19 protein-coding genes are annotated in these 18658 nt (G+C 56.2%); 11 read left to right on the forward strand and 8 right to left on the reverse strand.

The window, feature by feature from the left end:
- Window positions 1–321: 321 nt before the first annotated feature.
- Window positions 322–2217, forward strand: a complete 1896-nt coding sequence (locus FWJ25_RS18190) for a sigma-54-dependent Fis family transcriptional regulator (protein ID WP_188093667.1) — start codon at window positions 322–324, stop codon at window positions 2215–2217.
- Between the two features lie 57 nt (window positions 2218–2274).
- On the opposite strand, the gene FWJ25_RS18195 is transcribed toward FWJ25_RS18190, so the two are convergent.
- From FWJ25_RS18195 to FWJ25_RS18210, 4 genes are read right to left on the reverse strand one after another with little or no spacing between them, the layout of a single operon-like run.
- Window positions 2275–3063 (reverse strand): alpha/beta fold hydrolase, encoded by a 789-nt coding sequence (locus FWJ25_RS18195; protein ID WP_149601688.1) that lies wholly within the window; start codon window positions 3061–3063, stop codon window positions 2275–2277.
- A gap of 14 nt (window positions 3064–3077) precedes the next feature.
- The gene (pcaF, locus tag FWJ25_RS18200; RefSeq protein ID WP_149601689.1) at window positions 3078–4280 is read right to left on the reverse strand and encodes a 3-oxoadipyl-CoA thiolase; all 1203 of its coding nucleotides are present in this window, start codon (window positions 4278–4280) and stop codon (window positions 3078–3080) included.
- Between the two features lie 8 nt (window positions 4281–4288).
- Window positions 4289–5065: a CoA-transferase subunit beta gene (locus FWJ25_RS18205; protein WP_149601690.1), complete on the reverse strand. Its 777-nt coding sequence runs from the start codon at window positions 5063–5065 to the stop codon at window positions 4289–4291.
- Window positions 5065–5880: a CoA transferase subunit A gene (locus FWJ25_RS18210; RefSeq protein WP_149601691.1), complete on the reverse strand. Its 816-nt coding sequence runs from the start codon at window positions 5878–5880 to the stop codon at window positions 5065–5067. The genes FWJ25_RS18205 and FWJ25_RS18210 overlap by 1 nt, the downstream gene beginning before the upstream one ends.
- A gap of 198 nt (window positions 5881–6078) precedes the next feature.
- Here FWJ25_RS18210 and FWJ25_RS18215 point away from each other — a divergent pair, with 198 nt between their 5' ends.
- Entirely contained in the window at window positions 6079–6858 is a 780-nt protein-coding gene (locus FWJ25_RS18215) for an IclR family transcriptional regulator domain-containing protein (protein ID WP_149601692.1), read from the forward strand.
- Here FWJ25_RS18215 and FWJ25_RS18220 read toward each other — a convergent pair whose 3' ends face one another.
- On the reverse strand, window positions 6859–7761 hold the full coding sequence (locus FWJ25_RS18220) for a LysR family transcriptional regulator (RefSeq protein WP_149601693.1): 903 nt from the start codon (window positions 7759–7761) through the stop codon (window positions 6859–6861).
- 106 nt (window positions 7762–7867) lie between these two features.
- On the opposite strand from FWJ25_RS18220, the gene FWJ25_RS18225 reads away from it, so the two are divergent.
- The 9 genes from FWJ25_RS18225 (at window position 7868) to FWJ25_RS18265 (ending at window position 16842) form a co-directional block, all read left to right on the forward strand.
- Window positions 7868–8992, forward strand: coding sequence for a muconate/chloromuconate family cycloisomerase (locus FWJ25_RS18225; protein WP_149601694.1), 1125 nt, complete (start codon window positions 7868–7870; stop codon window positions 8990–8992).
- Between the two features lie 14 nt (window positions 8993–9006).
- Window positions 9007–9297, forward strand: a complete 291-nt coding sequence (catC, locus tag FWJ25_RS18230; RefSeq protein WP_149601695.1) for a muconolactone Delta-isomerase — start codon at window positions 9007–9009, stop codon at window positions 9295–9297.
- A gap of 69 nt (window positions 9298–9366) precedes the next feature.
- Window positions 9367–10308, forward strand: coding sequence for a catechol 1,2-dioxygenase (catA, locus tag FWJ25_RS18235; protein ID WP_149601696.1), 942 nt, complete (start codon window positions 9367–9369; stop codon window positions 10306–10308).
- 114 nt (window positions 10309–10422) lie between these two features.
- The gene (locus FWJ25_RS18240) at window positions 10423–11796 is read left to right on the forward strand and encodes a Rieske 2Fe-2S domain-containing protein (RefSeq protein WP_149601697.1); all 1374 of its coding nucleotides are present in this window, start codon (window positions 10423–10425) and stop codon (window positions 11794–11796) included.
- Window positions 11793–12284 carry a benzoate 1,2-dioxygenase small subunit gene (benB, locus tag FWJ25_RS18245; protein ID WP_149601698.1) on the forward strand — a complete coding sequence of 164 codons (492 nt, stop codon included), beginning with the start codon at window positions 11793–11795 and terminating at the stop codon, window positions 12282–12284. Before FWJ25_RS18240 ends, benB begins: the two co-directional genes overlap by 4 nt.
- Window positions 12285–12304: 20 nt before the next feature.
- Window positions 12305–13333 (forward strand): benzoate 1,2-dioxygenase electron transfer component BenC, encoded by a 1029-nt coding sequence (benC, locus tag FWJ25_RS18250; protein ID WP_149601699.1) that lies wholly within the window; start codon window positions 12305–12307, stop codon window positions 13331–13333.
- Window positions 13330–14109 carry a benzoate diol dehydrogenase BenD gene (benD, locus tag FWJ25_RS18255; RefSeq protein ID WP_149601700.1) on the forward strand — a complete coding sequence of 260 codons (780 nt, stop codon included), beginning with the start codon at window positions 13330–13332 and terminating at the stop codon, window positions 14107–14109. The genes benC and benD overlap by 4 nt, the downstream gene beginning before the upstream one ends.
- Window positions 14110–14200: 91 nt before the next feature.
- Complete coding sequence (locus FWJ25_RS18260; protein WP_149601701.1) at window positions 14201–15547, forward strand: MFS transporter; 1347 nt, start codon at window positions 14201–14203, stop codon at window positions 15545–15547.
- Window positions 15548–15666: 119 nt separating this feature from the next.
- Complete coding sequence (locus tag FWJ25_RS18265; RefSeq protein ID WP_149601702.1) at window positions 15667–16842, forward strand: benzoate/H(+) symporter BenE family transporter; 1176 nt, start codon at window positions 15667–15669, stop codon at window positions 16840–16842.
- A 100-nt stretch (window positions 16843–16942) separates the two neighbouring features.
- Here the strand turns inward: FWJ25_RS18265 and FWJ25_RS18270 are convergent, their stop codons facing one another.
- The 3 genes from FWJ25_RS18270 to FWJ25_RS18280 all read right to left on the reverse strand — a co-directional run bounded on the left by FWJ25_RS18270 (window position 16943) and on the right by FWJ25_RS18280 (window position 18599).
- The gene (locus FWJ25_RS18270) at window positions 16943–17146 is read right to left on the reverse strand and encodes a hypothetical protein (RefSeq protein ID WP_149601703.1); all 204 of its coding nucleotides are present in this window, start codon (window positions 17144–17146) and stop codon (window positions 16943–16945) included.
- On the reverse strand, window positions 17143–17565 hold the full coding sequence (locus FWJ25_RS18275) for a MarR family winged helix-turn-helix transcriptional regulator (protein ID WP_149601704.1): 423 nt from the start codon (window positions 17563–17565) through the stop codon (window positions 17143–17145). Before FWJ25_RS18275 ends, FWJ25_RS18270 begins: the two co-directional genes overlap by 4 nt.
- Window positions 17566–17663: 98 nt before the next feature.
- The gene (locus tag FWJ25_RS18280) at window positions 17664–18599 is read right to left on the reverse strand and encodes an electron transfer flavoprotein subunit alpha/FixB family protein (RefSeq protein WP_149601705.1); all 936 of its coding nucleotides are present in this window, start codon (window positions 18597–18599) and stop codon (window positions 17664–17666) included.
- Window positions 18600–18658 lie beyond the last annotated feature (59 nt).

Here is an 18658-nt window from a genome sequence, read left to right on the forward strand (position 1 = left end):
TGATCGCAGAGTTGGAGGGAACAAGGAATGTGCCAACTTACGGAATGAGAGAAAATTGATGTAAGTCATTGACGTGTGGAGTATTTGAGTTCTTGTCAGCTTGGGGTGGCGGGGTTGGTGTCGTCTCATATTGAGAAAATAGCGGCTTCAAGTGTCTCTTCCTGAGACCTTTGTCGGACCTGAATGGCCCGTAAAACGTGGGCTGACGGGGTGATCCGAATGAAAAACATGTTACAGTCTGGTGTGTAACAGGATAAGGCGCATAAGACGTCAGCAGGGTCGCATCGATAAAAATACAAACCTGCGATGAGAGGAATACCAATGAACGCGCTAATCCCTGCCAATCAGCGGCGCGTGCAGGCTCGCGAAGCCTTCTTTCAAAGTGGTCAGGTACCGCCAGGCCTGATCGACGAAGCCATTCTCAATTCCTGGCACCGTTGTGCGACGAACAGCAAAAGTGCCTCTGACCAGGTCGCTTTTGACACAGTGACATCGACGCGGCTTTCGGAGCTGCTTCAATGCAATCGGGTGTTGCTGGAAGCGGCCGCTTCACCGATGGAGCGGTTGAGTCGCACGGTCACCGGTGCCGGGTATGCGGTGCTGCTCACCGATCGTCTCGGGCATGCGCTCACAGCCTATTCTTCCGGTGGTACATCGGCGGATCTCATGCACAAAGCCTTCCGGCAGGGTGTTCTTTTATCAGAAGACTCTGTTGGTACCACCGCGATGTCTTGTGCTGTTTCCGAGGGAAGGCCGGTTGCGGTATCGGGGGTAGAACACTTTCTGAATGCGAACCGTATTTTTAACTGTGCTGCTGCTCCGGTATTTGATCCTGCTGGCCGCATCATGGGCGCGATCGATATCACCCGGGAACATCCGATGGTCCAGGGTAGTGCTCTGTCGTTGGTGCAGCAGTGTGCGAAGACCATTGAACGTCAGCTTATGGGCATGCTGGCCCCGTATATTCTGGTGAACCTGGGATGGGGACTGCCGGAACGGGATGCTTCAGAGGACATGCTTCTGGCCCTTGGGGAAGATGGTCAGATTCTGGGTATGTCTCCTCGGGCCCGGGAGGTTATCGGGCTCGAAGCTGACAAAGGACTGGTTTATTTTTCGGACCTGTTTGATCTGCGTTTTGAAGCATTGGTGGATTCCCTGCGAAAGCCGGAGAATCCCCTGAGTGTTGAGGCGTTTTCCGGATTGTCGTTCAGCCTTAAAGCCGCAGACCGCAATAACGAGAATCTCTATCGAAGCCCTATTCCGCAGCCGGTTCCTCTCAGTCGTCCCGAGCCAGAACCCGAGGTGGATTTCGGTGATGCTTCTGTCAATGCCCGTGCAGCGACAGCCTTGAAAGCGCTGGCCCGGCAAATGCCTGTGCTGGTTCTGGGTGATACCGGCACGGGTAAAGAAGTGATGGCCCGCACCCTGCACGAACGCAGTGGCTATGCCGCAGGCGAGTTCGTCGCAATCAACTGCGCGGCCATTCCGGAATCTCTTATCGAGGGTGAGCTGTTTGGGCACGCAGAGGGGGCTTTCACGGGTGCCAGGCGCGGAGGTTCAAACGGAAAGATTGCGCAGGCCCACAAAGGTACCCTGTTTCTCGATGAGATCGGAGACATGCCCCTGGCTCTGCAATCCCGACTTTTGAGGGTCATCGAGTCCCGGGAGGTCACCCGTCTTGGCGAACAGTCGACAAAGCGTTTCGATTTCCAGCTTGTATGCGCAACTCATCGTAATCTCTCGGAGGCCGTACAAAATGGCGAGTTCCGGGAGGATCTGTATTACCGGGTGAAGGGCATCACGGTTGAGTTGCCGAGGTTGTCTGAACGGCCGGACCTGAAGGCCTTTATTCAGGAACAGTGCCGGCAGGTGACCCATGGCCGGGCTCTCTCTGACAATGCCCTGCACCTCATGATGGATTACCCATGGCCTGGGAATGTCCGGGAGTTGCGTCATGCGCTTGCCCATGCCGATGTCATGGCTGATCCGGATTCGTTGCTTCTTCCGGAGCACTTGCCCTCGGAAATCCTGGCGCAGGGCCGGCCGGACGAACAGGACCGGGGGCCGTCTATGGTGGGTTCCTGGAGGACCGTGGAGAGGGAGGCCATTGAGCAGGCGCTGGCCTGTGAAAACGGTAATGTGCAGGCTGCTGCCAACCGGCTGGGGATGAGTCGCGCAACGCTTTACCGCCGTCTGAAGGCTCAGCGTAGCGTCTGATCGCTGAGGGATGACGCCAGCGGGTAGAGAACAGTGGCTCTGCCCGCTGGATGTGACTTAAAGCAGGTGCTTGAGCAGAAGCTCGGTCAGTCGTTTCGGGCACTCGACCGAGGGAACGTGGCCAACCTGTTCCAGAATGACAGGCTCCGAGGTGTCACTGAACTGAGCCAGCGCCTGGAGTGATTCCGGAGGGGTTGCTACGTCGTCGGTGCCGCCAATCAGCAGCAGCGGTACATTTTTGCCCGCCAGTTTCTCACGAAAATCAGCCTTGCCGAGCATCTCGCACAGCAGTGCATAGCTGTTGTCGTCGCCGCGGCCCATGATGACCTTCCAGCCATCCAGCAACGCCGGTTGTTCCTCGCAGGCAGCGGGGCCGAACCAGCGTGGGACAATGCCTTCGGCCATCGTGGCAAGACCCTTTTCACGGATGTCCTGGGCGCGCTGGCTCCACGCCTCGGGGGTGCCGATGACTGCTCCGGTATTGGTCAGTGTTGCGGAGAGCAGTTGGCCTGGGTGTTTCGATACCAGTTGCTGACCCACAATACCGCCGATAGAGGTACCTGCGAAGTGGAAACAGGATACGCCCGCTGTTCTGGCCAGGGTCAGGGCTTCGCTGGCCAGGTCTTCCGGGGTGATTTCAGCGGAATCTGCTGGCCAGGCGCTGCTGGCGCCATGGCCGGGAAGATCCCAGGTCAGTACCCGAAAACGGTAGAGCAGGCCTGGCAGCATGTCATCCCAGACAGCCTGGGTCATGCCGAGCGGGTGCGCGAGCACCAGCAGAGGTTTATTGATGTCGCCCAACAGGCGGTAGCAGATTGTTCTGCCCTGGTGCTTCAGAAATGCCATGTGCTCTCCTTGAATCAGACCCGTTCGATGAGTGTAGCAATACCCTGGCCTACGCCGACACACATGGTGCACAGAGCATAACGGCCGCCGGTGCGCTGGAGTTGGTGGGCGGCGGTCATCAGCAGGCGGGCACCGGACATGCCGAGGGGGTGGCCAAGGGCGATGGCGCCGCCATTCGGGTTCACTCTAGGGTCATCATCCGCGATGCCGAGTTCCCTCATGACAGCCAGTCCCTGAGCGGCGAAAGCCTCATTCAGCTCAATGACATCAATATCACCCATATTAAGCCCCTGTTTTTCGAGGAGCTTGCGAACGGCAGGCACGGGGCCGATACCCATGACCCTCGGTTCAACGCCAGCGGTAGCCATGCCCAAAATCTTTGCCATGGGCTTGAGACTGTGTTTGCTGACGGCCGACTCACTGGCGACCAGCATGGCCGCCGCGCCGTCATTGACGCCTGAGGCGTTCCCAGCAGTGACGCTCCCGCCTTCGCGGAATGGGGCAGGCAGGGCTGCGAGCTTCTCCAGCGTGCTTTCACGGGGATGCTCATCGGTATCGAATACCAGGGGCTCCTGCTTGCGGCGGGAGATGGAGACCGGGACGATCTCTTCTGCAAATATCCCTTCCTGCTGAGCTCGCGCGGTTTTTTGCTGAGAGCGGAACGCGAAGAGGTCCTGATCTTCCCGGGAAACCCCGTATTGCTCCGCAACGTTCTCTGCTGTTTCCGGCATGGAGTCGATGCCATACTGCTTTTTCATCAGCGGGTTTACAAAGCGCCAGCCGATGGTGGTGTCTTCGATTTTCTGGCCCCGTGAGAAGCCGCTATCAGCTTTGCCCATTACGTAGGGCGCCCGTGACATGGACTCGACGCCACCGGCGAGTACAAGGTCCATCTCGCCCGCCCGGATTGCGCGGAAGGCGGTCCCAACGGCGTCCATTCCAGAACCGCACAGACGGTTGAGAGTGGTTCCGGGAACGGAGATCGGCAGTCCGGCAAGCAGCGCCGACATACGAGCGACATTGCGGTTGTCTTCGCCAGCCTGGTTGGCTGAACCCATCATCACTTCGTCGATAGCGGCGGGATCCAGTTCCGGCGCCTGGGCCAACACGGCCTTGAATACGTGTGCCGCCAGGTCATCAGGACGAACGCTGGCAAGGGTGCCGCCAAAACGGCCGATGGCCGAGCGGCGGGGGTGGCAAAGGTATACGTCAGTCATGTTGTGTCTCACTGTTGGCCGGAATGGTGGGCGTTTGTGCGTGCTTTCAGGCTGCGCAGTACTTCCAGTTCCTTGGCGCTGGGCGCAGGGGTGGTCTCCAGTGTGTCCGCAAAACGGATCTCCCAGCCCGTGGCCTCAATGACATCTTCACGGGTTACGTCGGGGTGCAGCGAGGTAACCACCAGTTCCTTGGTTTCAGGGTCGGGTTTCAGGATGCACAGGTCGGTGATGACAATGGTCGGCCCGCGGCCGATGTTGGGAACATTGTCCCGGGCTTTGCCATCGCGACCGAAGCCAACTGTGGTGACGAAGTCCACGTCTTTGACGAAGGTGCGTTTGGAGTGCTTCACGGTAATGAAGACTTCCTTCGCGTTGGTGGCAATTTCCGGGGCACCACCGCCACCGGGCAGGCGTACTTTCGGTTCCCGGTAGTCGCCAATCAGTGTGGTGTTGAGGTTGGCGTAGCGGTCAATCTGAGCCGTACCCAGGAAGCCTACGCTGATGTGGCCGCCCTGCAGCCAGTAACGGAACATCTCCGGGACAGATACGGTAGTCAGGGCAGACTCGCACAGTTCGCCGTCGCCGATGGACAGCGGCAGAACGTCTGGCTTGGTCTGTAGCGTGCCGGATTCGTAAATCAGGGTAACGTCAGGAGCGTGAGTCAGGCGTGCCAGATTGGCCGCTTCGCTTGGCAAACCGATGCCTACGAAGCAGGTCATGTCGTTGTTCAGCGCCCGTGCAGCGGTGACGCTCATCATTTCTGAAGAAGTAAATTCAAGGCTCATCACTGGGCTCCTTTCTCGAAAACGTTGTCTTTCAGCCAGGTCTGGAAAGTTTCGCGGTCCCGGGCAATGCCGTCCCATTCTTTGTAGAAGGCGTTATCGCGGTCGTAGTAACCGAGGGCATAGGACGGCTTAGCGCCCTTGGGGGCTTCTGCAATGGCAGTAACGGCCCATGAGGGCAGTACGCAGGCATTTACCGAGGCACCCAGGTCGTCGACGATTTCCTCAACCGTCACGATGCTGCGCTTGGCCGCCAGAACCACTTCTTTCTGGATACCCACAATGCCTTCAATCAGGACGTTACCCTTGCGATCAGCACGCTGAGCGTGAATGACCGCCACGTCCGGGCGAACCGAGGGTACGGCCGCGAGCTTTTCGCCAGTGAACGGGCACTCAATGAACTTGATCTGGTCGTTAACTTTCGGCAGGTCGCTGCCGACATATCCGCGAAGCACTGCCAGGGGCAGGCCTGCTGCACCCGCTTCATACGCGCAGGCCATGGCGGCATGACTGTGTTCCAGGATGTCCACTTTGTGCGGCCAGCTTTTCTCCACCGCATCGCGGAGGCGGTGGAGAGAACCGACTCCGGGGTTTCCGCCCCATGAGAAGATCAGTTTTGTTGCACAGCCCGCACCGATCATCTGGTCATAAACCAGATCCGGAGTCATTCGGATCAGGGTGAGGTTGCGCTTTTCCTGACGAATGATTTCGTGGCCTGCAGCAAAAGGAATCAGGTGGGTAAAGCCTTCCATCGCAACGGTGTCGCCGTTGCTGATGTGTCGGCTCACGGCTTCCTGGAGGGAGAGGAATTCAGCCATGGCAGTGTCTCCGTGTTGTTTCTTTTAAAAAGTTCGATATACGAACATAAGTTTAATATGCGAACATGATGGCGTGATTTGATTCTTATCGTCAAGTACAAAATTTCACCAATTTGCTCAGGTGCACGGATGTTCGGAGTACGAACTAGCTGTTACCATGCGCGGATACTGAATTTTCACGGCGTTGAAGGAGCCGGAATGGACGAACAGATTCTCAAGCCCGGGGATCGGGATTATGTGGGAGCCCTGGCCTCAGGGCTGGACGTGCTTCAGGCGTTTGATGCCGAGCATCCCCGCATGACATTGAGTGAGGTTGCAGCCCGGACGGATATGGATCGGGCAAAGGCGAGGCGTTTTCTGCTTACCCTGCATGCCCTTGGTTTCGTAAAACGCAGTGGTCGTCAGTTTGAGCTCACGCCACGGGTTTTGCAGCTTGGCTATGCCTATCAGGCATCAAACCAGTATCGGGCAGTCATCCAGCAGTATCTGGAAGATATAACGGCGGAGTTGGGAGAGTCGTCTTCACTGGCGGTACTTGATGGTGACGATGTGGTCTACGTGGTGAGGTCTGCCGCCCGACACCGATTGATGGCGATTACGCTGTCTGTGGGTACCCGCCTGCCAGCCGCTTATACCTCCATGGGGCGGGTTTTGTTGGGGCAGTTGTCGGAGCAAGAGTTGGAAGCCTTCCTTGATCGGGTTCATCTGGAGCCCTACACCGGGGCGTCGGTCACCTCCAGAGAAGCCCTGCGTGAGGCCATAGTCTCGGCGCGGGAGCAGGGCTATGCCATTGTCGATCAGGAGCTGGACTCGGCGTTGCGCTCAGTGGCTGTGCCAGTATTTTCAGGCAACGGTGAATGCCTGGGGGCGATCAATATCAGTACCAACGCGGCACGGGTGAATATGGATACGCTTGAGGGCACCTATCTGCAGCGCCTGAAAGACGTGGCGGAGAAGGTTCGACGGATCACCCGTTAATTACGGGTACCGCCCCGTCAGTCTGTTCTCGACCAGTTCATCAAGAATGGTGTTGGCCAGCCGCATCACAGCATTCGGGTTTTCCCCGCGCCTTCGCGACGCAATGACCGGCGTGGTGATGTTGTGATCTTCCAGTGGCATAAAATCTACCCCTTCCCGATTCAGTTTGCGCACCTGCTCAGGAACCAGAGTGAAGCCCATATCGGATGCAACCAGAGAAAGCGCCGTCTGGAGATCGTTTACATGCTGGCTGACGTGAATTTTCAGCCCCCGCCGGTGAAACAGTCCCTGTGTGATATCCGCAAAATTGGGTCCCGGGCCTGAAGGAAAGGCAACCATGGGCCACTCCGACAACTCCTTCATGGAGGGCGGGTGCAGTGTCAGTTCATGACCGGCAGGTACGGCAGCAATGATAGGTTCGTCGAACAGCAGTTCCTGATCAACGTCCGGGTCTTCAATCCGGATACGCCCGAAGCCAATGTCAATCTTCCCTGTTTTCAGTGCTTCTACCTGTTCCCGTGTCTTGAGTTCGTGCAGGACAATTTCCAGGTTCTTGTTCTGTCTCAGTCGGCGAACCATCCTCGGTAACTGGCCATAAAACACCGAGGGTACAAAGCCAATGGAGAAGATGGTCTTGCGATGCTGGGCTATACGTCGGGTGTCCTCGACGGTCGAGGACACCTTGTCCAGAATCTGGCGAGCCTGTTCGAGGAAGTACTCGCCTGCAGTTGTCATTTCCAGCCCTCTCGGTTTGCGGATAAACAGTTCCGCGCCGACTTCTTCTTCAAGCTGTTTGATCTGCCTCGTCAGGGGAGGTTGGGCGATAAACAGCTTTTCGGCTGCCCGGGTGAGGTTGCCTGCTTCGGCGACGGCAACGAAGTAGCGCAAGTGTCTCAGCTCCATTCATACCTCCAGGGTATTGGTTGTTACTTAATCAATATTGGTTCACCTAAGTGAAACTTCGTACTGTTCGAATCACAGGATTTATAACTTGCGATTCGGAGAGCCCATGTCCGCAACCATTCAGTCCATTGAAGCGATTCTGGTCGACATCCCGACTATACGCCCCCACAAGCTATCCATGACAACCATGGGGGTTCAGAGCATGGTTATCGTTCGGGTGAAGGACTCTGACGGACGTGAAGGTCTTGGTGAGGCGACAACCATTGGAGGTTTGTCTTACGGTCCAGAGAGCCCCGAAAGCATAAAGCTTACCATTGAAACCTATTTCAAACCGCAACTTATTGATCAGCCAGCAGATAATATCAATACCCTGAAGGTAATGTTAAGCCGTTCAACTCGCGGCAACAGCCTGGCCAAGTCTGCTATTGAAACGGCCTTGCTGGATCTTCAGGGCAAGCGTCTCGGTCTGCCCCTCTGCGAGCTTTTGGGTGGTGCTGTGCATCAGCATCTGCCGGTGCTCTGGACCCTCGCCAGCGGTGATACCACTAAAGATATTCATGAAGCCCTGGAGCTGATCGAAACCCGTCGCCACTGTGACTTCAAACTCAAGATCGGATCCCGTCCCCTGATGGAGGATGTACGTCACGTGGCTGCCATCAAAGAGGCTGTTGGTGAAAGCGCCAGCGTCCGGGTTGATGTCAACCAGGCCTGGGATGAATCCACCGCAGCGAAAGGTATGGCCGAGCTTCAGGCAGCAGGTATTGACCTGGTTGAGCAGCCCACCCCAATGAAAGATTTCGCCAGCCTGGCGAGGCTGTCAGAGAAATTTTATTTGCCGATTCTGGCGGATGAGGCCGTGGCGGACGCGAAGGACATGTACAACCTGGCGGCGGCCGGTTTCAGCGGAGCCGTTGCCATGAAGATTGCAAAAGCGGGTGGCCCCGCTGCGGTTCTCGATCAGGCTGCTGTGGCGTCTGCGGCGGGTATCGGCCTATACGGCGGAACCATGCTGGAAGGCACCATTGGTACGGCGGCATCTCTGCATGCCTGGTCTACCCGGGAAACCCTGCACTGGGGTACCGAGATGTTCGGTCCCCTGTTGATGAAGGATGACATCGTGGTCAGGCCGTTGAACTTCCATAACAACGGTGTGGATCTGCCCAGTGGTCCTGGTCTGGGTATTGAGATCGATGAAGACAAACTGGCTGTTTACCGCAGAAAAGATCAGTAACCGGAGGAATGAAGATGCTGTTCAAAGTCGAGATGAAAGTGAATATCCCGCACGACATGCCCGCCGAAGTTGCCGCGGACATCAAGGCCAGGGAAAAAGCCTACGCCCAGAACCTTCAGGAGCAGGGTAAGTGGCGTCACTTGTGGCGGGTGGCCGGTAGCTACGCCAACGTCAGCATTTTTGATGTCGAAGACAACGCAGAATTGCAGGACCTGATCAGCAATCTTCCGCTGTTCCCCTATATGGATATTTCCGTCGCGCCGTTGTGCCGGCACCCGTCCTCCATCCATGAGGATGATCGCTAAATAGAACGCACCGTTGCCAACTGATGAGATGAACTGAGCAACAACAACAAAAGCACCGAGGAAATCGACATGACTGTTCAAACAATGCAAACCGCTGAAGTTAAAGATCTGCTGGAGAAAGTTGCCGGCTTGAACAAGGAAGGTGGGAACGAGCGTGTGAAGAAAATTGTTCACCGCGTAATGCACGACGTCTTTCAGATTATTGAAGACTTCGATATCACCCCTGATGAGTTCTGGCAGGCCGTATACTATGTCAACGAACTCGGCCAGAACGGCGAAGCGGCACTGCTGGCTCCGGGCCTGGGCATGGACAAATACCTGGACATCCGGATGGATGCGGAAGACGAACTTGCCGGCCTGAGCGGCGGAACCCCGCGCACTATTGAAGGCCCTCTTTACGTGGCTGGCGCGCCGAAGAGCGACGCGTTTGCGCGTATGGATGATGGCTCCGACGAATCTGCCGAGACCATGATCCTGAGCGGTCAGGTAACAGACGAAAATGGTCAGCCTCTGGCTAATGCCGTTGTGGATGTCTGGCATGCCGACACCAAAGGTGCTTATTCCTACTTTGACCAGTCCCAGAGCGAGTACAACCTGCGTCGACGGATTGTGACAGACGAGAACGGTCGTTACACCGCACGTTCTATCATTCCTTCTGGCTATGGCTGCCCTCCGGAAGGTTCTACCCAACAACTGCTCAACCAGCTCGGTCGTCACGGTAACCGTCCTGCGCACATCCACTTCTTTGTGTCCAAGCCAGGATTCAAACACCTGACCACGCAGATCAACCTGGCGGGTGACGAGTACACCTACGATGACTTCGCCTTCGCGACCCGAGACGAACTGGTGGTCGATGCCAACCGGATTGAAGATCCAGCGAAAGCTGAAGAGTTCGGTCTGAACACGCCTTATACCCAGGTCGAATTCAACGTGCAGCTGGTGTCAACCGACAAGGCAGAACTTCAGGCCCGTCACGAACGCCGTCGGGCGCTTGAAGGCGAAACGGCTTAAGCCAGAACCTCTAATCCCTCGTTTTGTGATCCGGCAGGCCCGTTATATAGGGCCTGCAACGGGGACCCTGTGCCCTGAACATTGTGCTCACAACAACAAAATGGAGTGACGAACATGACTCGCCAACTCGACAGACTTGAAAGCAAGGTCCGCAACGCCATCGAAGCGGATGCGGAAACAGGTAACTACCGCTGTGATCGCGGCATCTTCACGGACAAAGAACTGTTTGATCTGGAGATGAAGCACATTTTCGAAGGCAACTGGATGTTCCTGGCCCACGAAAGCCAGGTAGAAAATCCGGGCGACTATTACACCACTTATGTCGGGCGTCAGCCGGTGGTGATCACTCGCACGAAGGATGGCGAACTGCAGGCGATCCTGAATACCTGTTCCCACCGTGGCGCCACCCTGTGCCGGAAAAAGCGCGGCAACAAAACCTCCTTTACCTGTCCGTTCCACGGCTGGACCTTCAAGAATGACGGCAAGCTTCTGAAAGCCAAGGACCAGAAAAAAGGCGGTTATCCGGATAGCTTCAATACTGACGGCTCCCACGATCTCAAGCACCTTCCGCGTTTCGGAAACTACCGTGGATTCCTGTTCGGCAGTCTGAACGCCGACGTCCTGCCTCTGGAAGAGCATCTGGGTGAAACCACCAAGGTGATTGATGCGATTGTTGACCAGGCTCCGGAAGGTATCGAGATCCTGCGTGGCGCATCCACTTACACCTATGAAGGAAACTGGAAGCTGACCGCCGAAAACGGCGCTGACGGATACCACGTAAGCACCGTGCACTGGAACTACCTGTCCACCATGGGGCAGCGTAACTATGAAAAGGGCGGCACCGAAGCGGTTGATGCAAAGAGTTGGTCTAACGAAGGTGGTTTCTATTCGTTCGAAAACGGCCACATGATGCTGTGGACCCGTCTGACCAACCCTGAAGTCCGTCCGGTATTTGGTCAGCTTGAACGCCTGGAAAAGGAACTGGGTGATGAGCGTGCCGACTTTATTGTGCGCACCACCAAGAACCTGTGCCTGTATCCGAATGTGTATCTGATGGACCAGTTCTCCACCCAGATCCGGGTCTTGCGTCCTATCGATGTGAACAAGACCGAAATCACCATTTACTGCTGGGCGCCCAAGGGTGAGTCCGCTGCTGAACGCACCAAGCGTCTGCGTCAGTACGAAGATTTCTTCAACGTATCGGGCATGGGCACGCCGGACGACCTGGAAGAGTTCCGGGGCTGCCAGGAAGGCTATGAAGCTGCGGGTCTTAAGTGGAATGACATGAGCCGTGGTGCCAAGCACTGGATCGAAGGTGCCGATGAGTGGGCCAGGCGTATCGACATGAAGCCCATCCTCAGCGGTGCCCGCCCGGAGGACGAGGGCCTGTACGTGACTCATCACCAGCATTGGGTGGATGAAATGACCAAGGCAATCGAAACCGAGCGCGCACGCTTTATTTCCCTGTCAGAGGAGGCTTCCAAATGAGCATGACTTTTGAACAGATTCAGGCGTTCGTAAACCGCGAAGCCCGCCTTCTGGACGACCGGGAGTGGGACGAGTGGCTCAAGTGTTACAGCGAAGATGTGACCTACTGGATGCCTGCGTGGGATGACGACGACACCTTGACGGAAGATCCGCTGAGTGAAATCTCCCTGATTTACTACCCCAACCGGGATGGCCTGGAGGATCGGGTACACCGGATCAAGACTGAGCGTTCCGGCGCCAGCTCTCTGCCGGAGCCGCGCACAGTGCACCTGACCACCAATCTGGAGATTCTGGAGCAGGAGGGTGACACCGTTAAGCTGCGTTTTAACTGGCAGACCAACAGTCATCGTTACCACAAGACGGAAACTTTCTTCGGCACCTCGTTCTACACGCTCGACTGCAGCGGAGAGCAACCGGTGATTACCAACAAGAAAGTGATTCTGAAAAACGATTACATCAACCAGGTGATCGACGTTTACCACCTGTAATTGATGGGGAGAGCATCATCATGACATACAACATCGCGCTGAATTTTGAAGATGGCGTAACCCGGGTCATCACCTGCAAAGAGGGTGAGACGGTACTCGACGCCGCTTACCGTGCACAGCTCAACCTGCCCATGGACTGCTCCGACGGCGTTTGCGGAACCTGCAAGGGTTCCTGCCAGCAGGGGCAGTTCGATCTGGGAGATGAGTACATCGACGAAGCGTTGTCCGATGAGGAAGCCGAACAGGGCATGGTCCTGACCTGTCAGATGGTGCCCTCCAGTGATTGCGTGGTGGAAATACCCGCAGCCTCCAGTCTGTGCAGTAAATCCAGCAATGATGCCGTATCGGGCACGGTAGATGAGGTCAACCTGATCTCGCCTACGGCCATTGAGCTGAAAATCACCGCCGATGCAGATATCGGGTTCCTGCCGGGCCAGTACGTGAATATCCAGGTTCCGGGAACCGAAGAGACACGGGCTTATTCCTTCAGCTCTCGTCCGGGTAGCCGTGAACTCAGCTTCCTGATCCGGAACGTTCCGGGTGGTCTTATGAGCTCCTGGCTTGTGGGCAAAGCGAAGACTGGCGACAAAGTCACGCTGACCGGCCCGATGGGTGTTTTCTACCTGCGCGCGGTTGAGCGTCCGGTGCTGATGCTGGCCGGTGGTACCGGACTTGCGCCGTTCCTGTCCATGCTGGAGCACCTGAAAGAGAAGGGCTGCGACCAGCCCGCGCATATGGTCTACGGCGTCACCAACGACGATGACCTGGTGTGCGTGGCTGCTCTGGAGAAGTTTGCCGAAGAGGTTGAAAACTTCACCTTCAAGACAGTGGTTGCCAGTGACGAAAGCAGCCATCCCCTCAAGGGCTATGTGACCAACCACATGGACGATGCGCCGGTTAATGATGGTGATGTTGACGTTTACCTCTGCGGACCGCCACCGATGGTCGATGCCGTTCTGGGGTACTTCCGGGAACAGGGTATTGATCCAAACTCGTTCCACTACGAGAAGTTTACGCCGAGCGTGACTGTTACGGAGAAGGTGGCATGAATCCCCGCTTCACCAACAAGGTGATGGTAATCACCGGCGCGGCCCAGGGCATTGGCAAGCGGGTCGCCGAACTCGCAGCCGCCGAGGGCGCGCGCCTGGTGCTGGTAGACATTGCCGATTATGTGCAGGGCGTGGCTGCGCAATTGCGGGACCAGGGCGTTGAAGCCCTGGCCGTTCAGGCCAACCTGGAAACCTGGGAGGGTGCTGAAACCGTCATGGCGACGGCACATGACCGCTATGGCCGGATCGATATTCTGATCAATAACGTTGGTGGCACGATCTGGGCTCAGCCTTTTGAGCACTACCAGCCGGAACAGATCCAGAAAGAGATCCAGCGCTCACTGTTTCCGACTCTGTGGTGCTGCCGTGCGGTACTGCCATACATGGTCGAGCAGAAGGGTGGGGTCATCGTGAATGTGTCCTCTGTGGCCACCCGCGGATTGATGAGGGTTCCCTACGGGGCGGCCAAGGGTGGGGTAAACGCCCTGACGGTGAACCTCGCGTTTGAATATGCCGAGAAGGGCATTCGGGTAAATGCGACGGCCCCGGGTGGAACTGAAGCTCCGCCGCGACTGACTCCCCGGAATGCCAAAGATCAGAGCGAGCAGGAAAAAGCGTGGTATCAGGGGCTGATTGATCAGACCAATGCCACCAGTTTCATGCATCGCTACGGCACCCTGGATGAGCAGGCCGAGCCAATTCTGTTCCTTGCCTCTGATGCTTCCAGTTATATGACCGGCACGGTTCTGCCAGTGGCAGGGGGCGACCTCGGATAGGCCGCAGCCGGGAGACCCGAATGATATACACCTTAAATACAACTAGCCGACGGACAGGCTCCGACAAGTAAAACAAACGGGGTAACAGACCATGAGAAATATAGACGTCAATGACGTTATCGATCACGCGAAATTTAACGGGTTCCACTGGAAAGTGCTGTTCTGGTGCACCCTGATTATTATCTTTGATGGGTATGATCTGGTGATTTACGGCGTGGTTCTGCCATTGCTGATGGATCAGTGGAATCTGAATCCATACGTGGCAGGCCTGCTGGGCAGCAGCGCCCTGTTCGGGATGATGTTTGGAGCCATGGGCTTCGGCATGTTGTCGGACAAGCTCGGACGTAAGAAAACCATTCTGATATGCGTTGTACTCTTCAGTGTCACGACGGTGATCAATGGCTTTGCAACCACACCGTGGCAGTTTGGCATACTTCGCTTTATTGCAGGCCTTGGCATCGGTGGCGTCATGCCTAACGTGGTGTCACTGATGAGTGAGTACTCGCCTCAGAAAAGCCGGAGCACCCTGGTGGCCCTGATGTTCTCCGGATATGCCGTGGGAGGCATGATGTCTGCGGGACTTGGCATCTGGATCGTGCCAAACTACGGCTGGGAAATCATGTTTTACCTGGCCATCGTACCGATGCTGATGCTGCCGTTCATGATGAAATTCCTGCCGGAGTCTGTGGCATTTCTGATGACCCAGAAACGTGAGGAAGAAGCCAAGTCCATTCTTCAGAAGGTGGCCCCGGTACGGGACATCAATGAGATGGATCGACTTGTTACGCCGGAAACCACCGAGACCAAGGCGCCTGTACTTGAGCTGTTCCGCGGTGGACGCGCCTTCAGCACCATGATGTTCTGGGTTGCCTTCTTCTGCTGCCTGCTGATGGTGTACGCTCTGGGTTCCTGGTTGCCCAAGCTCATGTCGATGGCAGGGTACGCGCTCAGTTCCAGCCTGATGTTCCTGATGGTGCTGAACATTGGAGCAATCATCGGCGCCGTGGGCGGTGGCTGGCTGGCTGATCGATTCTCCCTGCGCTCAGTTCTGGTGAGCTTCTTTATCCTGGGCTCTGTATCTCTGATTATGCTCGGATACCCCAACCCGATGTGGTTCCTTTATACCCTGATGGGCATTGCGGGTGCGACAACCATCGGCTCACAGATTCTGCTGTATGCCTATGTCGCCCAGTATTACCCCACCAGCATCCGGTCCACCGGTCTGGGTTGGGCTTCGGGCATTGGCCGTAACGGGGCGATTGTCGGGCCACTTCTGGGAGGCACTCTGCTTGCTCTGGCCTTGCCTCACCATATGAACTTCCTGGCCCTGGCCGTTCCGGGCGCCATAGCAACAATAGCCATTGCTCTTATCGGAAGGCAATTCGGCGCTGCCGAGCCGAAGGCCGAAAGCAAAATGGGGATGGCTACCAGCAACTGATGCATTGTGGAGCGTTGATGCGACCCTGAGGGAGGCCGTCAGCCGAACCCCTCATTTGCCCTGGCGCGAAGGTGACCAGGGCCTTTTTCGTTTTTTCCGACAACCATAAGGACCAAGCTATGACGCGATTGTTGAGAGATATGTCGTTACCTGCTGTCGTCGCGGGCTTCCTGGCGGTACTGGTGTCCTATTCCGGGCCTCTGGCTATTTTCTTTCAGGCCGGTGCCAGTGCCGGCATTTCCGATGAAATGATGACATCCTGGGTCTGGGCGATCTCCATGGGGGCTGCCATCTCCGGAATTGTTCTGTCGATCTGGCTAAAGGCACCGATTGTCACAGCCTGGTCTGCACCGGGCACCGCGTTACTTGTTGCGCTGTTTCCGGAGCTGTCCCTTAATGAAGCGGTGGGGGCCTATATAACGGCAGCGGTGATTATATTTATTATTGGCATCACCGGGACCTTTGATGCGTTTGTCCGGCTGATTCCCAAAGGCGTGGCTGCGGGCATGATGGCGGGTATTCTCTTTCAGTTTGGTGTGGGTGCCTTTACGGCGATTGAAGGTACGCCGGCTCTGGCCATCGGTATGCTGATTTCCTACGTGGTCTTCAGACGTTTCTTTCCGAAATACACTCTGGTGCTGTTGCTCATAGCGGGTGTTGCCCTGGCCGTGTTGCTTGAAAACGCATCGCTTGCGGGTGTTCGGTGGGATCTCGCTGTCCCTGTCTTTATTGCGCCTGAGTGGAATATTGGTTCCACGCTCAGTCTGGCTATACCGCTGGTGCTCGTCAGTCTGACTGGCCAGTTCTTACCCGGCATGGCGATCATTCAGGCCGCGGGCTATCCGGTCAAGGCCAAACCGGTGATAGGCGTGACCAGCATGGTGTCGTTACCTATGGCCTTTTTTGGAGGTATCACTGTGGTTGTTGCAGCAATCACGGCGGCTATCTGCACCAGTAAAGATGCCCACGAAGATCCGTCCCGTCGCTACGTGGCTGGTGTGTTTAATGGTGTGTTTTATCTTGTGGGTGGGTTGTTTGCAGGCACGATTGTCAGCCTGTTTACATCGCTGCCGGCTGCTTTCGTTGCGGTATTGGCGGGCTTGGCGTTACTGGGTGCGATTACAGGTAACCTGTATGCGGCACTTGAGGAGGCGAGCCATAGGGAAGCCTCGTTGATTACCTTTATCGTGACAGCTTCCGGGCTATCACTGTTTGGGTTGTCTTCAGCATTCTGGGGAGTAGTGATCGGGTTTGGCTGTTACCTGGTTTTAAATGGCAGTGTTAAGAAGCCATAGTTCGCTATGGCTTCGTCCTCGGCGTTGAACCGGAATAGCGGAGCTGCGGCGCTCGAAATATTCAAGGTGTCAGGAAAATTTTTTTAACCGAGGGATAACATCAGGAGCCGCATCCACATCCACCCCAGGAACCAAGCCTTTGCAGACGTTCGAGTTCTTCGGATGGTGTCAGGCCTTTTTTAAACGCCGCTCTGTGGTAGCCAGCGTCTGAGGATATAAGCCACTCACAGCCGTCTTCCTGCGCCAGTGATTTAAGCTGGGATAGCCAGTGTTCGAAGGCTTCTGGCTGGGAGGCAGGCTTCATCGGCTCATGTTCCACATGCGCAGTAGGAGCTGTTCGGTTTGATCGAGTTGGGAAGTGTCAATCTGATCAAAAAGCTGTTCGCAGGTTGATTCGTAAATCGAGTTTATCCTAGTAAGCAGTTCTTTGCCTTTGGCGGTGAAGTAGATGGCCGATTTACGGCGATCTCCGGGGTAGGGCTTTCTCTGGATAATACCTTGTTTCTCAAGCTTGGATATGAGCTGCACGAGAGTGGGTTGTTCGACTTCCATGCTTTGGGCGATTTCGCTCTGGGATGATCCCTCGCCAACAAGCTCCAGATGCATCATTACCGCAGCAAGTCCCTGGGTCATGCCGATGCAGGTCAGTCGTTGCCCGAACTCCTTGGCTATCCTGCGGTGCAGTTTGCCAACTGCAAAGAAAAAGCCCTGGTCATTCTCCATAACGTATACCCTTTGGCGGCGCCGGGTGAGTGAACCGTTTGAAAAAAAGCCCCCCAGTCAGGGGGGCCAAGAGGGGTACAACACATCGCTAAAAATTCTTACTGTGCCAGTTGCTTTTCGAGTTCCGGTACGGCTTCAAACAGATCCGCAACCAGGCCGTAATCAGCTACCTGGAAAATAGGTGCTTCTTCATCCTTGTTGATCGCAACGATCACTTTGGAGTCAGACATACCCGCCAGGTGCTGGATGGCGCCGGAGATGCCTACCGCGATGTACAGCTGCGGAGCAACGATCTTACCGGTCTGACCAACCTGCATGTCGTTCGGTACGAAGCCGGCGTCAACCGCAGCACGGGACGCACCAACGGCAGCGCCCAGTACGTCAGCAACCTGCTCCAGCATCTTGAAGTTGTCGCCATTCTGCATACCACGGCCACCAGAGATGACGATGCCAGCAGAAGCCAGGTCTGGACGGTCAGATTGTGCAAGTTCTTCACCCACGAAGGCAGACAGGCCAGCGTCTTTCACCGTGTCCAGAGCTTCAACAGAAGCCGCACCGCCCTCGGCTGCCACCGGGTCAAACCCGGTAGGACGAACGGTGATGACCTTGATGCTGTCGCTGGATTTAACAGTTGCGATGGCGTTACCGGCGTAGATCGGACGTACGAAGGTATCGTCAGACTCCACACGGATGATGTCGGACACCTGGGCAACGTCCAGCAGCGCAGCAACGCGCGGCATGAAGTCTTTACCGGTGGTACCGGCAGCGGCCAGGATGTGGCTGTAGCCTTTACCCACTTCAGCAACCAGCTCAGACAGGTTCTCAGCCAGGAAATGACCGTAAGCGGCGTTGTCTGCAACCAGCACCTTGTTCACGCCTTCTGCCTTGGCAGCGGCTTCAGCGACGGCGCCTACGTTCTCACCAGCAACCAGCACGTCGATGTCGCCACCGATGGCCTTGGCAGCCGCTACAACACTCAGGGTCGCCTGCTTCAGGCTGCTGTTGTCATGTTCAGCAATTACCAGGATGCTCATGTTCAGATCACCTTCGCTTCGTTCTTCAGTTTATCGACCAGCTCAGCTACGTCAGCCAC

Origin of the sequence: Marinobacter salinexigens (assembly GCF_008370345.1) — a bacterium.
GTDB classification, from domain to species: domain Bacteria; phylum Pseudomonadota; class Gammaproteobacteria; order Pseudomonadales; family Oleiphilaceae; genus Marinobacter; species Marinobacter salinexigens.

Bases quoted from the DNA above. Each gene is read 5' to 3' on its own strand.
- benC (WP_149601699.1), top strand. From the start codon at position 12,305: ATGACATACAACATCGCGCTGAATTTTGAAGATGGCGTAACCCGGGTC.
- FWJ25_RS18240 (WP_149601697.1), top strand. From the start codon at position 10,423: ATGACTCGCCAACTCGACAGACTTGAAAGCAAGGTCCGCAACGCCATC.
- benB (WP_149601698.1), top strand. From the start codon at position 11,793: ATGAGCATGACTTTTGAACAGATTCAGGCGTTCGTAAACCGCGAAGCC.
- benD (WP_149601700.1), top strand. From the start codon at position 13,330: ATGAATCCCCGCTTCACCAACAAGGTGATGGTAATCACCGGCGCGGCC.
- FWJ25_RS18280 (WP_149601705.1), bottom strand. From the start codon at position 18,599: ATGAGCATCCTGGTAATTGCTGAACATGACAACAGCAGCCTGAAGCAG.
- FWJ25_RS18270 (WP_149601703.1), bottom strand. From the start codon at position 17,146: ATGAAGCCTGCCTCCCAGCCAGAAGCCTTCGAACACTGGCTATCCCAG.
- FWJ25_RS18205 (WP_149601690.1), bottom strand. From the start codon at position 5,065: ATGAGCCTTGAATTTACTTCTTCAGAAATGATGAGCGTCACCGCTGCA.
- catC (WP_149601695.1), top strand. From the start codon at position 9,007: ATGCTGTTCAAAGTCGAGATGAAAGTGAATATCCCGCACGACATGCCC.
- catA (WP_149601696.1), top strand. From the start codon at position 9,367: ATGACTGTTCAAACAATGCAAACCGCTGAAGTTAAAGATCTGCTGGAG.
- FWJ25_RS18225 (WP_149601694.1), top strand. From the start codon at position 7,868: ATGTCCGCAACCATTCAGTCCATTGAAGCGATTCTGGTCGACATCCCG.
- FWJ25_RS18215 (WP_149601692.1), top strand. From the start codon at position 6,079: ATGGACGAACAGATTCTCAAGCCCGGGGATCGGGATTATGTGGGAGCC.
- FWJ25_RS18210 (WP_149601691.1), bottom strand. From the start codon at position 5,880: ATGGCTGAATTCCTCTCCCTCCAGGAAGCCGTGAGCCGACACATCAGC.
- FWJ25_RS18265 (WP_149601702.1), top strand. From the start codon at position 15,667: ATGACGCGATTGTTGAGAGATATGTCGTTACCTGCTGTCGTCGCGGGC.
- FWJ25_RS18260 (WP_149601701.1), top strand. From the start codon at position 14,201: ATGAGAAATATAGACGTCAATGACGTTATCGATCACGCGAAATTTAAC.
- FWJ25_RS18275 (WP_149601704.1), bottom strand. From the start codon at position 17,565: ATGGAGAATGACCAGGGCTTTTTCTTTGCAGTTGGCAAACTGCACCGC.
- FWJ25_RS18220 (WP_149601693.1), bottom strand. From the start codon at position 7,761: ATGGAGCTGAGACACTTGCGCTACTTCGTTGCCGTCGCCGAAGCAGGC.
- FWJ25_RS18190 (WP_188093667.1), top strand. From the start codon at position 322: ATGAACGCGCTAATCCCTGCCAATCAGCGGCGCGTGCAGGCTCGCGAA.
- pcaF (WP_149601689.1), bottom strand. From the start codon at position 4,280: ATGACTGACGTATACCTTTGCCACCCCCGCCGCTCGGCCATCGGCCGT.
- FWJ25_RS18195 (WP_149601688.1), bottom strand. From the start codon at position 3,063: ATGGCATTTCTGAAGCACCAGGGCAGAACAATCTGCTACCGCCTGTTG.